The 14664-nt window shown below is 71.8% G+C and carries 13 protein-coding genes; 7 read left to right on the top strand and 6 right to left on the bottom strand.

Annotation, left to right across the window (positions count from 1 at the left end; translation table 11 throughout):
* On the bottom strand, positions 1-1095 hold a 1095-nt coding region (locus FAF44_RS45755; protein ID WP_237109727.1), incomplete at its 3' end, for a sensor histidine kinase.
* A 231-nt stretch (positions 1096-1326) separates the two neighbouring features.
* Here FAF44_RS45755 and lon point away from each other — a divergent pair.
* The 7 genes from lon (at position 1327) to FAF44_RS45720 (ending at position 10291) form a co-directional block, all read left to right on the top strand.
* A complete protein-coding gene (lon, locus tag FAF44_RS45750) occupies positions 1327-3687 on the top strand; it encodes an endopeptidase La (protein WP_237109726.1) in 2361 nt (786 codons plus the stop codon).
* 414 nt (positions 3688-4101) lie between these two features.
* Positions 4102-5064, top strand: coding sequence for a methionine ABC transporter ATP-binding protein (locus tag FAF44_RS45745; RefSeq protein ID WP_237109725.1), 963 nt, complete (start codon positions 4102-4104; stop codon positions 5062-5064).
* Positions 5061-5717 (top strand): methionine ABC transporter permease, encoded by a 657-nt coding sequence (locus tag FAF44_RS45740; protein ID WP_237109724.1) that lies wholly within the window; start codon positions 5061-5063, stop codon positions 5715-5717. The genes FAF44_RS45745 and FAF44_RS45740 overlap by 4 nt, the downstream gene beginning before the upstream one ends.
* Before the next feature lie 12 nt (positions 5718-5729).
* The gene (locus FAF44_RS45735; protein WP_237109723.1) at positions 5730-6569 is read left to right on the top strand and encodes a MetQ/NlpA family ABC transporter substrate-binding protein; all 840 of its coding nucleotides are present in this window, start codon (positions 5730-5732) and stop codon (positions 6567-6569) included.
* Positions 6570-6674: 105 nt separating this feature from the next.
* Positions 6675-8210: an AMP-binding protein gene (locus tag FAF44_RS45730; protein WP_237109722.1), complete on the top strand. Its 1536-nt coding sequence runs from the start codon at positions 6675-6677 to the stop codon at positions 8208-8210.
* A 181-nt stretch (positions 8211-8391) separates the two neighbouring features.
* A complete protein-coding gene (locus tag FAF44_RS45725) occupies positions 8392-8880 on the top strand; it encodes a hypothetical protein (RefSeq protein WP_237109721.1) in 489 nt (162 codons plus the stop codon).
* 178 nt (positions 8881-9058) lie between these two features.
* A complete protein-coding gene (locus FAF44_RS45720; protein ID WP_237109720.1) occupies positions 9059-10291 on the top strand; it encodes a S1C family serine protease in 1233 nt (410 codons plus the stop codon).
* A 69-nt stretch (positions 10292-10360) separates the two neighbouring features.
* On the opposite strand, the gene FAF44_RS45715 is transcribed toward FAF44_RS45720, so the two are convergent.
* The 5 genes from FAF44_RS45715 to cydC all read right to left on the bottom strand — a co-directional run bounded on the left by FAF44_RS45715 (position 10361) and on the right by cydC (position 14662).
* Positions 10361-11101, bottom strand: coding sequence for an ABC transporter permease (locus tag FAF44_RS45715; RefSeq protein ID WP_237109719.1), 741 nt, complete (start codon positions 11099-11101; stop codon positions 10361-10363).
* Positions 11094-11975 (bottom strand): ABC transporter ATP-binding protein, encoded by an 882-nt coding sequence (locus FAF44_RS45710; RefSeq protein WP_237109718.1) that lies wholly within the window; start codon positions 11973-11975, stop codon positions 11094-11096. Before FAF44_RS45710 ends, FAF44_RS45715 begins: the two co-directional genes overlap by 8 nt.
* Positions 11972-12295 carry a transcriptional regulator gene (locus FAF44_RS45705; RefSeq protein ID WP_237109717.1) on the bottom strand — a complete coding sequence of 108 codons (324 nt, stop codon included), beginning with the start codon at positions 12293-12295 and terminating at the stop codon, positions 11972-11974. The genes FAF44_RS45710 and FAF44_RS45705 overlap by 4 nt, the downstream gene beginning before the upstream one ends.
* Positions 12292-12912, bottom strand: coding sequence for a hypothetical protein (locus tag FAF44_RS45700; protein WP_237109716.1), 621 nt, complete (start codon positions 12910-12912; stop codon positions 12292-12294). The genes FAF44_RS45705 and FAF44_RS45700 overlap by 4 nt, the downstream gene beginning before the upstream one ends.
* Before the next feature lie 127 nt (positions 12913-13039).
* Positions 13040-14662, bottom strand: coding sequence for a thiol reductant ABC exporter subunit CydC (gene cydC, locus FAF44_RS45695; protein ID WP_237109715.1), 1623 nt, complete (start codon positions 14660-14662; stop codon positions 13040-13042).
* Positions 14663-14664: the final 2 nt, after the last annotated feature.

Genomic DNA, 14664 nt, shown 5'->3' with positions numbered 1-14664 from the left:
CGCGTGCCGCATCGCGTTCGACAGTGACTCCTGCACGATCCGGTACGCCGACAGCTCCACGGCCGGCGGCAGCCCGTCGAGCGGCCCGGATCGTTCGACCAGCACGGCGAGCCCGGCGGCGCGGGCGTTGGCGATCAGCTCGCCGAGCCGGTCGAGCCCCGGCTGCGGCGCGGTGTCGGTACGGCCCCGCGGGTCGCGCAGCACGCCGAGGACCTGGCGCAGCTCCGCGATCGCCTCCAGCGACAGGCCGCGGATCTCGGCCAGGCCGGCTTCCAGTTGGGCGGTGTCCCCGGCCGCCTTGAGCGGCACCGCCTCCGCCTGGATCGCGATCACCGACATGTGGTGCGCCACCACGTCGTGCAGTTCGCGGGCGATGCGGGCGCGCTCCTCCAGCACCGCCTGCCCGGCCTCCGCCTGGAGGGACCGCTGCTCCTCCTCGACCAGGCGCTTCGTCGCGCTGCGCCGCCCGCGTACGTTGTAGCCGAACAGCACCGCGACCGACGCCACGATCGTGGCGAGGACCATCGAGTCGGGATGGACGATCCAGACGGCCAGGACCGTCGTCGCCCAGACGCCCGCCACGATCTGCCGCTCGCACCGGACCGCGACCGAGTAGAGGACCAGCAGGTACATGATGACCGCGGAGACGGGGTAGGGCGGCTCGGTCCGGCCGACCGCATGGGTGACCCAGATGACCACGGGCAGGGTCACGGCGGCGACCCGCCAGGCCGCCAGCGGCCACCGGCCGCGCAGCGCGATCGGCACGGAGATGCCGATCGCGACGAGGTAGACGAAGATCGTCGAGACTGGGCCGGGTACGGCCGGGTCGGCGGCGTGCAGGACGGCGGCCTGGCCGTTCCAGCTCGCGACCATGCTGGGGGCGGTGAGGAACTGGAGGGCGGCCAGGAGCAGGTCCGCCGCCTGTACCAGGTTGAAGGACGGGAACGGGACCAGCGCCCGGAGCCGGCGTGGCACCCTGACCGTCGCGCGGCGCACGGCGGGCGGGGGGTCGGCGTCGCCCTGGAGGAACGCCAGCGCGAACGGCCGCGTGACCACCCGCCCGGCCCGCGCGACGCGCACCCTCAACCGGCCCACGTGACGCACCTCCACCCTCCCCCGGCCCGCGCCGGTCGCCGGACGCGGATCGCCTGGTCAAGGGTAGAACCGCACGGCCTCGCCAGTCGTCACACCCGGGTTTGATGTTCCCGGTCATCCTCAGGTAGCGCTTACAACATTACGATCGCCGTGAGCGAACATCGGCAAGTAAGGGAACAGGGGGCGGCTCCGATGAGTTGAGCCGGTATAACTCAACCCGTTGGAGTTCGCATGAGTGAGAGCTTGATCCTCCCGGTCCTGCCGCTGGACGACGCCGTCGTCCTGCCGGGCATGGTGGTTCCGCTGGACCTGTCCGACTCCGAGGTGCGCGCCGCCATCGACGCCGCCCGTGCATCCGGTGGCAACAAGCCGCAGGTCCTTCTCGTTCCCCGCATCGACGGGCGCTACGGCGCGATCGGCGTTCAGGCCGTCGTGGAGCAGGTCGGGAGGCTGCCGGGCGGCGAGCCCGCCGCCGTCGTGCGTGGCGTGAACCGCGTGCGCGCGGGCGTCGGCACGACCGGCCCCGGCGCCGCACTGTGGGTCGAGGCCGAGACGATCGACGCCGTCGCCGCCGGTGAGCGCGCCCAGGAGCTGGCCAAGGAGTACAAGGCGCTGGCCACCACCATCCTGCAGAAGCGCGGCGCCTGGCAGGTGGTCGACCAGGTCAGCACCATCGACGACCCGTCCGTGCTGGCCGACAGCTCCGGCTACACCCCCTGGCTGACCACGGCGCAGAAGGTCGAGCTGCTGGAGGAGGCCGACCCGGCCGAGCGGCTGGCCAGGCTGATCGAGTGGTCCCGCGAGCACCTCGCGGAGCTCGACGTCGCCGAGACGATCCGCAAGGACGTCCAGGAGGGCATGGAGAAGCAGCAGCGCGAGTTCCTGCTGCGCCAGCAGCTCGCCGCGGTGCGCAAGGAGCTCAAGGAGCTCAACGGCGACACCGCCGAGAGCGAGGAGGAGGACTACCGCGTCCGGGTGGAGGCCGCCGAGCTGCCGGAGAAGGTGCGCGAGGCCGCGCTCAAGGAGGTCGACAAGCTGGAGCGGACCTCCGAGCAGTCCCCTGAGACCGGCTGGATCCGCACCTGGCTCGACACCGTCCTCGACATCCCGTGGAACGAGCGCACCGAGGACAACTACGACATCACCGGCGCGCGGGCGGTGCTCGACGCCGACCACACGGGCCTCGGCGACGTCAAGGACCGCATCATCGAGCACCTGGCCGTGCGCAAGCGGCGCCAGGACAAGGGGCTCGGCGTGGTGGGCGGCCGGCGCAGCGGCGCCGTGCTGGCCCTGGCGGGCCCTCCCGGCGTCGGCAAGACCTCGCTGGGCGAGTCCGTGGCCCGCGCGATGGGCCGCAAGTTCGTCCGGGTCGCGCTCGGCGGCGTACGCGACGAGGCCGAGATCCGCGGCCACCGGCGCACCTACGTCGGCGCGCTGCCCGGCCGCGTCGTCCGCGCGATCCGCGAGGCCGGGTCGATGAACCCGGTCGTCCTGCTCGACGAGGTCGACAAGGTCGGCGCCGATTACCGGGGCGACCCCACGGCGGCCCTGCTGGAGGTGCTCGACCCCGCCCAGAACCACACGTTCCGCGACCACTACCTCGAGGTCGAGCTCGACCTGTCCGACGTGCTCTTCCTGGCCACGGCCAACGTCCTGGAGGCCATTCCCGGGCCGCTGCTCGACCGCATGGAGATCGTCACGCTCGACGGCTACACCGAGGACGAGAAGGTCGCGATCGCCCGCGACCACCTGCTGCCCAGGCAGCTCGAACTGGCCGGCCTGACCGCCGAGGAGGTCACGGTCGAGGACTCCGCGCTGCGCAGGCTGGCCGCCGAGTACACCCGCGAGGCGGGCGTGCGCTCGCTGGAGCGGTCGGTCGCGAGGATCCTGCGCAAGGTGACGGCGAAGGACGAACTGCCCGTCACGGTGGGCGAGGACGACCTGGTCGACTACATCGGACGGCCGAGGTTCGTGCCGGAGTCGTCCCTGCCCGAGGCCAAGCAGCGCACCTCGGTGCCCGGCGTGGCCACCGGCCTGGCGGTCACCGGCGCCGGCGGCGACGTCCTTTACGTCGAGGCGTCCCTGGCCGACCCGGAGACCGGCGAGACCGGCCTGACCCTGACCGGGCAGCTCGGCGACGTCATGAAGGAGTCGGCCCGGATCGCGCTGTCCTACCTGCGCTCGCACGGCGCGGAGCTGGAGCTGCCGGTCACCGCGCTGAAGGACCGCTCGGTCCACGTGCACTTCCCGGCGGGCGCGGTGCCGAAGGACGGCCCGTCGGCGGGCGTGACGCTGACGACGGCGCTGGCCTCGCTGCTGTCCGGGCGGCTGGTGCGCGGCGACGTGGCCATGACCGGCGAGATCTCGCTGACCGGCCGGGTGCTGCCGATCGGCGGCGTGAAGCAGAAGCTGCTGGCCGCGCACCGGGCGGGCATCACGACCGTGCTCATCCCGGCCCGCAACGAGCCGGACCTGGACGACGTGCCCGAGGAGGTCCGCGGCGAGCTGACCATCCACACGGTCAGCGACGTGCGCGAGGTCCTGGACATCGCGCTCGCCCCGGCCCAGGTGGCCTCCTCCGTGGCGGCCTGACCGCACCGGGGACCCCGCCCCGTCGCGCTTCCCGGCGCGGCGGGGCGGTCGCGCGTGCGGCCGGTCTTTGACAGCGCGTGACCCAGATCACGAAACAGATCAGGAATAGGGGGATTCACAACGTCGTTAGCAACGGCGTGAACGAGGCACACGTGACACCCCGCAGCGCCCCCATGGGAGGCGCCGCGTGTCGCCGCGCGCGAACCGGGCGAATGCCGGCCCGCTAGCGCGACCAGAGCCACCCGTCCGCCCGTTCTCCCAGAAGGCCCTCATGATCACACCCGGCTTCGTGCTGCGCAGGCTGAGCCACCTGCCGTTCCACCCCGGCACCCGCTGAGCGCGCCGGCGCGCCTTCCCGATGATGTACGTTCCCGCGGCCCCGCCGGTGGCCGCCCTCAATCGTGGGGTTTCTCCGTGATCCAGGCTGTTGGCCTGCGCAAGCAGTACGGCCCGACCGTCGCGTTGGACGGCGTCGACCTGCGCGTGCGCGAAGGCGAGATCTATGGCGTGCTCGGTCAGAGCGGCGCCGGCAAGAGCACGCTCCTGCGCTGCGTCAACCTGCTCGAACGTCCCACCGCGGGCACCGTCACCGTCGCCGGCCAGGACCTGACCGCGCTCGGCGACCGCGAGCTGAACCGCGCCAGGCAGCGCATCGGCATGATCCACCAGCACTTCGCCCTGCTCTCCTCGCGCACGGTCGCGGGCAATGTGGCCTTCCCCCTGGAGGTCATGGGCGTGCCGAAGGCCGAGCGCGCGCGCCGCGTCGGCGAACTGCTGGAGCTCGTCGGCCTGGAGGGACGCGGCGGGGACCGCCCGCACCAGCTCTCCGGCGGCCAGAAGCAGCGCGTCGGCATCGCCAGGGCGCTGGCGGGCAACCCGTCGGTGCTGCTGTCCGACGAGGCCACCTCGGCGCTCGACCCGGCCACCACGCAGTCGATCCTCGCCCTGCTCAAGCGGCTCAACACCGAGCTGGGCCTGACGATCCTGCTCATCACCCACGAGATGACCGTGGTCAAGAGCGTCTGCGACTCCGTCGCGATCATGTCGCGCGGCCGTGTCGAGGAGTCCGGCGGCATCGCCGAGCTGATCAGGACGCCCGGCTCCCGCCTGACCAGGGAGATCTTCCCGCTGCCCGAGCCCGCGCCGGCCGGGTCGGTGACGCTGACGTTCACCGGCGACCCGCGCCAGCCCGTGGTGTCGGAGGTGGTGCGCAGGTTCGACGTGGACCTGAGCATCCTGGGCGGCTCCATCGAGGACCTCGCCGGCGGCTCCGCCGGCCGCCTGCGCGTGGCGCTGGACGGGGCCGACGCGGACGCCGCGCTGGCCTACCTGCGGGGCACGGGGCTGATCGTCGAGGCAGCCGGGGAGGCGGCGTGACCTGGGAAGAGATGCTGCCGCTGCTGTGGCCGGCGACGCTGGAGACCGCGCAGATGGTGGGCTGGTCCACGCTGTTCACCGCGCTGCTCGGGCTGCCCCTGGGTGTGGCGCTCGTGGTGTTCGACCGGGGCGGGCTGCGGCCGGTCCCGGCGCTGAAGTCGGCGCTCGGGTTCGTGGTCAACATCGGGCGGTCGCTGCCGTTCATCGTGCTGATGATCGCGATCATCCCGTTCACCCGGCTGGTGGTCGGCACCACCATCGGGACCGCCGCGTTCGTGGTGCCGCTGACCGTGGGCGCGGTGCCGTTCTTCGCCCGGCTGGTGGAGACGGCGCTCAGGGAGGTCGGCACGGACGTGGTGCAGGCCGCCCAGGCCATGGGCGCGAGCCGGGCCGCCGTCGTGCGCAAGGTCCTGCTGCCCGAGGCCCTGCCGGGCCTGGTGGCGGGGCTCACCGTGACCGTCGTCGCGCTGATCGGCTACTCCGCCATGGCCGGCACGCTCGGCGGGGGCGGCCTGGGTGACCTGGCCGTCCGGTACGGCTACCAGCGGTTCGAGACGCTCCTCATGATCGTGACGGTCGTGCTGCTGCTCGTGATCGTGCAACTCCTGCAGAGCCTGGGCGACTGGGTCGCCCGGCGCCTGTCGCACAAGTAAGGAAAGAGAACCATGAAGATTTACCGCCTGGTAGGCGCCGTCACGCTGGCTCTGTCGCTCGCCGCGTGCGGCACGTCGCAGTCCGCCACGCAGGAGCCGTCCGGGACGAAGCCGGCCGAGTCCGCCGACACCGTGCTGAAGGTCGGCGCCAGCCCCGTGCCGCACGCCGAGATCCTGAACTTCGTCAAGGACAACCTGGCCCCGGCCGCCGGCGTCAAGCTGGAGGTCGTGGAGTTCACCGACTACGTGCAGCCGAACGTGCAGCTCGACGAGGGCCAGCTCACGGCCAACTTCTTCCAGCACAAGCCGTACCTCGACGACTTCAACGCCACCAAGGGCACCAAGCTGAGCTTCGTCACGCCGGTGCACCTGGAGCCGCTCGGCCTGTACTCCAAGAAGCTCACGGACGTCTCCGCGCTGGCGAACGACGCCACCGTGGCCCTGCCGAACGACGCCACGAACCTGGGCCGCGCGCTCAAGCTGCTCGCCGACAACGGCGTCATCACCCTCAAGGAGGGCGCCGGCACCGCCGCCACCGAGCGCGACGTGACGGGCAACCCGAAGAACCTGCAGTTCAAGCCGCTTGAGGCGGCGCAGCTCCCGCGCTCGCTCGAGGACGTGGACGCCGCGGTGATCAACGGCAACTACGCCATCGAGGCCGGTCTCAAGCCCGCTTCGCAGGCGCTGGTGCTGGAGCGGACCGAGGGCAACCCGTACGTGAACGGCCTGGTCGTCCAGGCCGGCCACGAGAAGGACGCGAACATCGTCACCCTCGGCAAGCTCCTTCAGGACCCGAAGGTCAAGGACTTCATCCAGCAGAAGTACGAGGGCTCGGTCATCGCCGCCGAGTGACGCCCTGCGAGCCCCGGCCGCGGTCCCCTTCGCGGGGCCGCGGCCGGGGTCGTTCCGGTCTGACGTGCTGGCGTGGCGGGCGATCAACCGAATACTGTTCTGGTCATGTATCCGGGAGCCATCGCAGCAGTCACCCCCGACAAGCCCGCTGTGATCATGGCGGGCTCCGGACAGGTGATCACGTACCGAGAGCTGGACGAGGAGTCGAACCGGCTGGCCCACACGTTCCGCGCGGCGGGGCTGCGGCCGGGTGACCACATCGCGTTCATGCTCGGCAACCATCCCCGCTTCCTGGCCGTCGCCTGGGCGGCGCACCGCTCGGGCCTCTACTACACGCCGATCAGCTCGCGGCTGGGGAGCGACGAGCTGGCCTACATCGTCGGCAACTGCGGCGCGCGGGCGTTCGTCTCCAGCGCCGACCTGGCCGGCGTCGCCACCTCGATCACCGCGGCCACGCCCGGCGTCGAGCTGCGGCTCATGCTGGACGGCGTCGCCGAGGGCTTCACCTCGTACGAGGAGGCGGTCGCCGCGCAGCCGGTCACCCCGGTCGAGGACGAGTGCCTGGGCGCGGACATGCTCTACTCCTCGGGCACCACCGGCCGCCCCAAGGGCGTCAAACTGGCCGCCACGCACGGCCCGCTCGACGAGCCCGGCCTGCTGTTCAAGCTCATCCAGGGCCTGTTCGCGCCGTCGTCCGACAGCGTGTACCTCTCGCCCGCGCCGCTCTACCACGCCGCGCCGCTGCGCTACTGCCTGACCTTCCAGCGACTCGGGGCCACGGTCGTGGTGATGGAGCGCTTCGACCCCGAGCAGTACCTCGCGCTGGTGCAGCGCCACGGGGTGACGCACACGCAGCTCGTGCCGACGATGTTCATCAAGATGCTCAAACTGCCCCCGGAGAACCGGGCCCGCCACGACCTCTCCTCGCTCCGGTACGCCATCCACGCCGCCGCCCCCTGCCCCGTCCCCGTCAAGCAGCAGATGATCGACTGGTGGGGCCCGATCATCCACGAGTACTACGCGGGCACCGAGGGCAACGGCTTCCTCTACGCCGGTCCGGAGGACTGGCTCCGGCACAAGGGCACGGTCGGCCGCTCGCTGCTCGGCGTCGTGCACATCTGCGACGAGGACGGCGACGACCTGCCGGCCGGCGAGCACGGCACGATCTACTTCGAGAACGGCGGGCGCTTCGAGTACCACGGCGACCCCGGCAAGACCCGCTCGGCCCAGGACCCGCGCGGCCGGGGCTGGACCACGCTGGGGGACATCGGCTACCTGGACGACGACGGCTTCCTGTACCTCACCGACCGCCGCTCGTACATGATCATCTCGGGGGGTGTGAACATCTACCCGCAGGAGGCCGAGAACGTGCTGTCGGTGCATCCCAAGGTGGCCGACGTGGCGGTGTTCGGGGTGCCGGACGAGGAGATGGGCGAGCAGGTCAAGGCCGTGGTCGAGCCGGCGTCCATGGAGGAGGCGGGGCCGGAGCTGGAGGCGGAGCTGATCGCGTACTGCCGGGAGCGGCTGGCGCACTACAAGTGCCCCAGATCGGTGGACTTCCGGACCGAGCTGCCCCGTCATCCCACGGGCAAGCTCTACAAGCGTCTGCTCCGGGACGAGTACTGGCCGCCGGCGACGTAGAAGCGCCGTAACGATTGGCGCCCCAGCCGTTTCCGGTCTGGGGCGTCGCCAGACTATCGACCTCGTGTCCGTTTTGTACAGGTTTTATCTGCGACGAATCTTTGTCGGGAGTCTAGGCAGGATCTCCCGGCCGGCCCTAACCTTTGTCATCGATATCGACAAGGACTCCGGGAGGCTGGGCGTGGACGTCAAGAGGTACCTGAGCATGAAGGACGTCGGCGAGCTCTTCGGCGTCCCCGCCGCCACCGTCTCCAAGTGGCGCGGACGCTACGCCGGCACCGGCCACCCCACCCCCGTGCCCGCCGTCTGGATCGGCGACCCCTCCGACGGAGGCACCCCCGGCTGGGACGACGCCGCCGGCTGGAGGGCGTGGAAGGAGACGCTGCCCGGCCAGGGACACGGCGGCGGCCCGCTCCCGCTCGGAGCCGCCGCGGAGGAACTGGCCCGTGCGGTCGCGCAGGCCGGCGAGCAGACCCAGGGCGACCCCAGCGAGGTGCGCCGGATCGCCCTCGGCATCGCCGCCGCGCGGTACGGCGTGGACGCGGTCACCGTCATGGCCGTGTGGTCCGGAATCGCCGAGGAGACCGGCAACATGGACGTGGAGGAGCTCGACCTGCGGGCGGTGGCCACCGTCATGCGCGGTCGCAAGCGGCTCGAACCCGGCGGGTGAGGCGGGCGGCCCGGCTGCGTGGGCAAAACTTGTGCAGATCTTCAGCGCGCGACAGGGCTGTCTAGCAGCGCTGATAAGCCGTGAGTGAGCCGTCTCATGCTGTTCCGATCAGGTGCTTAACGTGCGCTTACGCGCTTCTTGACACCCTTGGAGCATCGGGACTCGAGGGAGATGACAGATGAACGCGAACGAGCCTCACGAGCAGGACACCGGTGGGTGGAGCCAGTTCGGCTCCACGCCGCCGGCCGCCGGGGGCTTTCCCCGACGGGACACGATCGCGATGGAGACGCCCCCGCCGCCTCCGCCCGCCCCGCCGAAGGACAAACTGCGGCTCAACACCGCGCAGAAGGCCATCGCGGGTCTCGCCCTGGCCGCCATGGCGGTCGGCGGCGGCATCGTCGGAGCCGTCGTCGCCACCTCGTTCCAGCCCGAACCGGTCGCCAGCAGCAGCCCCAGCGCGCCCAGCCCCGTCTTCAGGTCGGCCTCCGACCAGCTCACCGTGGCCGAGGTCGCGGCGAAGGTGCAGCCCTCGGTCGTGATGATCCAGGGGCAGACGGGCGAGGGCTCCGGCGTGGTGCTGTCGGAGGACGGGCTGATCCTCACCAACAACCACGTCGTCGTCGGCGCGGGCCAGGGCGGTCAGATGACCGTCAAGTTCAGCGACGGCAAGACGGCCAAGGCCACCGTCGTCGGCACCGATCCGGCCACCGACCTCGGCGTCATCCGCGCGGACGGCGTCTCGGGGCTGACCGCGGCCACGCTCGGCGACAGCGACCAGCTCAAGGTCGGCGACTCCGTGCTCGCCCTCGGCAGCCCGCTCGGCCTCGACGGATCCGTCACCGCCGGCATCGTCAGCGCGCTGGACCGCACGCTCAACCTCGGCGACGACCAGCCGCAGGTCCCGCCCGGCTGGGGCCGGCAGCAGCAGCAGAGCGCGCCCACCACGATCGGCGGCGCCATCCAGACCGACGCCTCGATCAACCCGGGCAACTCCGGCGGCGCGCTGGTGAACGCCGCCGGCCAGCTCATCGGCATCAACACCGCGATCGCCTCGCAGGCCCAGGGCGGCGGCGTCGGCTTCGCCATCCCCGTCAACACCGCCAAGCAGGTGGCCGACCAGCTCATCGACACCGGCAAGGTCACCCACGCCTTCCTCGGGGTGAGCGTCACCGACGCGACCGGGGACGTGCCCGGGGCCCTGGTCAGGCAGATCACCGCGGGAAGCCCGGCAGAACAGGCCGGACTGCGGGAAGGCGACCTCATCACGAAGATCGGCGACAAGGCGGTTGACGGAGGCGATACGGTTGTCGGGCAGGTCAGAGGTTTCAAACCGGGCCAAGAGGTCAAGATCACATATATGAGGGACGGCTCGACCCACGAGGTCGATGTCACACTCTCAGAGAACAAGTAACACAGACCCCCTCATGGACGGGTGTGCCGTCGAGATCGCTGCGGACTCGGCGGCACACCCCCCCATTTCTCAGGAGAAACGCCGGCCCTCGTCACGCCGGTAGGCCCAGACGGCCCCCGCCGCCGACGCCACGGTCCACACCGCCAGCGAGACCAGCGCCACCACGTTCGGCGTGGTGCCCGCCGTGATCGCCCACAGCACCTCGGCCACACCCCGCGTCGGCACGAACGGGGAGATCGCCTCGACGAAGTCGGGCAGGATCGCCGGCGGCATCAGCAGCCCGCCCACGATCGCCATCGGGAAGAACACCACCTGCGACACCGCGATCGCCGCCTTGGCCGTCAGCAGGAACCCGATGAACAGCCCCATCAGCATGAACGGCACCACGCCCACCATCAGCGCCACGATCCCCAGCAGCAGCCGCAACGGAGTGGTGGTCGCCTCGGTGAAGAACACCGCGACCAGCAGCACCGGCACCACCGAGATCAGCATCACGGCCAGCGTCGCGAGGATGCGGCCGGCGAAGCGGGGGAACGGGCCCGCGGGAAGCGTGCGCAGGTACGGGTTCCACGGCTGCTCACGGTCCTGGGCCACGGTGATGCTCAGGCCGATGAGCGCCCCGGACATCGCGCCGAAGAACATCAGCGACCCGGTGGCCATCGTCGCGGCCTGCGGATCGTCGCCCGCCAGCGGCACCACGAACGCCACCATCGAGATGGCCGGGAACAACGCGCCCGCCAGCAGCCCGATCGGCACCCTGAGCTGCTCCAGCAGCAGATAACGGGTGTGCGCGACGATCAGCTCAGACATGTGCGGACTCCTTCGAGGTGAGGGCGAGGAAGGCCTCCTCGAGGGTGGTCGGCCTGATCTCCAGGCCGGAGAACGGCACGCCACTGCGGACGAGCTCGACGACCAACTGGTCGGGGTCGGTGGTCATCAGGCTGATCCGGCCCTCGGCCCGCTCCGTGCCGAGCACGCCGGGCAGCTCGGGCAGGTCGTCCGCGACGAGCGAGACGTGCCGCACGCCCACGATGCCGCGGACCGCGCGCACCGTGTCGTCGGCCAGCACCCGGCCGGAGCCGACCACCACGACCCGCTCGGCCAGCGCCTCGATCTCCTCCAGGTAGTGGCTGGTCAGCAGCACCGTGCCGCCGTCCTGGTGGAAGGACCTGATGCCCTCCCACAACGAGCGGCGCGCCTCGACGTCGAGCCCGGTGGTCGGCTCGTCGAGGAAGACCAGCCGCGGCTTGCCCGCGAACGCCAGCGCCACGGCCAGCCGCCGCCGCTGCCCGCCGGACAGGCCGCCGATCTGCCGCTTGACCAGGTCGTCCAGCCCGAACCGGGCCAGCAGCTCGCCCTTGGGCTCGCGGTCGGGGAAGTGCGCCGAGACGAAGTCGACGATCTCGCCGACCCGCAGCGTCTCGGGCAGCCCCGTCTCCTGCGGGGTGACGCCGATGCCGCGGCGCACGGCGGCGTCGAGCGGCGAGCCGCCGAGCAGCTCCACCGTGCCGGACGTCGGCCGGCGCAGGCCCACGAAGAGGTTGATCAGGGTGGACTTGCCCGCACCGTTGGGGCCGAGCAGCCCGACCAGCTCGCCCGCCCGGATGTCGAGCGAGACACGGTCGAGGGCGAGCACGTCGCCGTAGCGGCGGGACGCCTCGATCGTCCGGGCGAGGATCGTCATGGGTTTCCTCCAGCATTGTCGAGCAAGGTACGGATCGCCTTGGTGTAGTCGTCGAAGGCCAGCCGCCCGCGACCGGTGAGCGCGGCGAACGTGACCGGTGTGCGGCCCCGGTGCGTCTTGTTGATGCGCACGTAGCCGGCTTCCTCGAGTTTGGTCAGGTGGACCGACAGGTTGCCCGCCGTCATGCCGAGCAGGTCCTTCAGCGAGTTGAAGGCCATCTCGTCGCGGTCGCCGAGGACGTTGAGCGCGGCCACCACCCGCAGCCTGGCCTGGGCGTGGATGACGGGGTCGAGTTCGGGCAGCGCTTTCTCCGCGGTCATGAGCGGCGCCTCAGGAACACCCCCACGCCGATGAAGCCGCCGCCCAGCAGCACGGCCGTCAGCAGCGCGTGCCAGCCGGCCCCGAGCAGCACGCCCAGCCCGTTGACGCCGGCGATCCAGGTGCCGAAGAAGAACATCGGCCAGTTGAGCCAGACGGCGCCGCCGGCCATGTGCAGCGCCGCGACCAGCATCAGCGAGCTGCCCGCCCACAGCAGGCCGCTCTCCTCCGGCGGGAGTTGCGGGCTGATCCGCACGCAGATGATCACCATGAGCGCCATCCCGGCGAACCAGGCGTAGCCGAACATCGTCCCCCTGGCGTTCGCGTCGCCGCGCAGGACCCTGCTCAGGCGGACGAACCCGTAGGAGGCGATGGCCCCCGCGACCATCTGGCTCGTCAGCAACACGCCCACGGCCTGCATCTGGGAGATCGGCGCGTACGGCCGGCCGTCGAGGCCGTAGTGCAGGAACAGCGCCGTGAAGCCGAGCACCCAGGCGACGCCCCAGGGGATGTAGAGCAGCAGCGGATCGCCGCTGAGCCATCGCGAGGTGGCGACGCTCTGCTTCTCGATGACGCGGAGCATCTCCTCCGGGCTCGGCGCGCGTTCGTCGTTCACCATGCAGACTCCTTGACTACTCAAACTAGTTTGTATCGTAAACCTGATGGCGTCGCAAACTCAATTCGGGATATACACCCTGAAACAGCGCCGTGCCGTCCGGCATCGGACGCCCGCGCGGCCGGGGGCGTCACCGCCTGGTCAGCACCTCGGACTCCCACAGGTCCCGGTAGTAGCCGGGGACGGAGACCAGCTCGTCGTGCCGGCCCCGCTGCGTGACCCGGCCCTCCTCCAGCACGACGATCTCATCGACGCCCTCCAGCCCCTTGAGCCGGTGGGTCACGAGCAGGGTCGTGCGGTCGCGGGTGACGTCCAGCAGGTCGCTCATCAGCCGGTCGGCCGTCTCCTCGTCGAGCGCCTCGGCGGGCTCGTCGAGCAGCAGCACCGGCGGGCCGTACAGCAGGGCCCTGGCCAGGGCCAGGCGCTGCAACTGCCCGCCGGACACGGTCCGGCCGTCCTCGCCGAGCTCGGCGTCCCACCCGGTGCGCGCCACCCAGCCGTCGAGCCGGGCATCGCGTACGGCGCGGTTCAGCTCCTCCTCGCCGGCCTCGGGCCCGGCCAGCCGCAGGTTGTCGCGCAGGCTGGCGCGGAAGATGTACGGGTCCTGGGTGAGGCCGGTCATCAGCGCCCGCACGTCGTCGCCCGCCAGCTCCCCGATGGCGGAGCCGTTGATCCTGATGGTGCCGGACTCGGGCTCGACCAGGCGCATCAACGCGGCCAGCAGCGTGCTCTTGCCCGCCCCGCTGGGCCCGACGACGGCGACCCGCCTGCCGGGCGTCAGCCGCAGCGACACCCCGTCCAGGGCGGGCCGCGGGTGGTCGCCGTCGCGGGCGGTGTGGCGGACCACGAGGTCGTCGATCTCGACGGTGAGCGGGGCCTGCGGACTGGGCGCGGGGGCGGCGGGCTCCGTGACCGCGGGGGCGGCCGAGCGCACCTCGCGCAGCCGGCGTAGGGCGGCCGTGATGCCCGCCATCCGCTCCCCGGCCGCGGCCAGCGGCAGCACGGGCTCGAAGGCGACCAGGGACGTCAGCGCCAGCACGGCCGTGCCGACCGAACCGGCTCCGGCGGCCTGAGCGAGCAGCACGACGGCCGCCACGGTCAGCCCCTGGATCAGCGTGCCCCCGGCCAGGGCGGCGGCGTGCACCCGGGCCTGGCGGCGCTCCAGGGCGGCCAGCGATTCGTCGGCGGCCAGCGCCTTGGCCAGGGCCTCGTCGTCGGCCCCGTACGCGGCCAGGTCCGCCGAGCCGTGCACCAGGTCGGCCACCCGCCCGGCCAGCGCCGCCCGCGCGGGGGCGATCCGGGCCGCCCAGCGGCGCGCCGCGGCGGCCGTGCCCGCCGGGAGCAGCACCCCGGCCAGCACCAGCCCGGCCACCAGCGCGAGCGCGGCCACCGGCAGGATCGTCAGCCCGACGACGACGGCGGCCAGCCCCGTGATCGCCGCCGCGGCGGCGGGGAGCAGGCAGCGGACGAGCAGGTCCTGTACGGCCTCGGTGTCGTCCACCATGCGGCTCAGCAGGTCCGCGCCACCCTGGCGGGGCTGACGGGGCGCGACGAGGGACTCGTAGAGCCGCTCCCGGGTGCCGGCCTGGGCGCGCAGGGCCACCTCGTGGCCGGTGAGCCGCTCGGCGTAGCGGAAGACGCCCTTGCCGGTGGCGAACGCCCTGGTGGCCACGATCGCCACGCTCAGCGCGGCCAGCTCCGGCTGCTGGGCGGCCCGTGTGATCAGCCACGCGGCGGCGGCGATGAGCCCCAGCC

Origin of the sequence: Nonomuraea sp. MG754425 (genome assembly GCF_021699195.1) — a bacterium.
In the GTDB taxonomy this organism is placed as follows: Bacteria; Actinomycetota; Actinomycetes; order Streptosporangiales; family Streptosporangiaceae; genus Nonomuraea.
The sequence above is the reverse complement of the archived record's forward strand: the minus strand, read 5'-3'. Positions and strand labels throughout refer to the sequence as shown.

Coding starts and splice junctions, on each gene's coding strand:
- FAF44_RS45710 (WP_237109718.1), bottom strand. CDS start 11,975: ATGACGATCCTCGCCCGGACGATCGAGGCGTCCCGCCGCTACGGCGAC.
- FAF44_RS45715 (WP_237109719.1), bottom strand. CDS start 11,101: ATGTCTGAGCTGATCGTCGCGCACACCCGTTATCTGCTGCTGGAGCAG.
- FAF44_RS45720 (WP_237109720.1), top strand. CDS start 9,059: ATGAACGCGAACGAGCCTCACGAGCAGGACACCGGTGGGTGGAGCCAG.
- FAF44_RS45730 (WP_237109722.1), top strand. CDS start 6,675: ATGTATCCGGGAGCCATCGCAGCAGTCACCCCCGACAAGCCCGCTGTG.
- FAF44_RS45705 (WP_237109717.1), bottom strand. CDS start 12,295: ATGACCGCGGAGAAAGCGCTGCCCGAACTCGACCCCGTCATCCACGCC.
- lon (WP_237109726.1), top strand. CDS start 1,327: ATGAGTGAGAGCTTGATCCTCCCGGTCCTGCCGCTGGACGACGCCGTC.
- FAF44_RS45735 (WP_237109723.1), top strand. CDS start 5,730: ATGAAGATTTACCGCCTGGTAGGCGCCGTCACGCTGGCTCTGTCGCTC.
- FAF44_RS45700 (WP_237109716.1), bottom strand. CDS start 12,912: ATGGTGAACGACGAACGCGCGCCGAGCCCGGAGGAGATGCTCCGCGTC.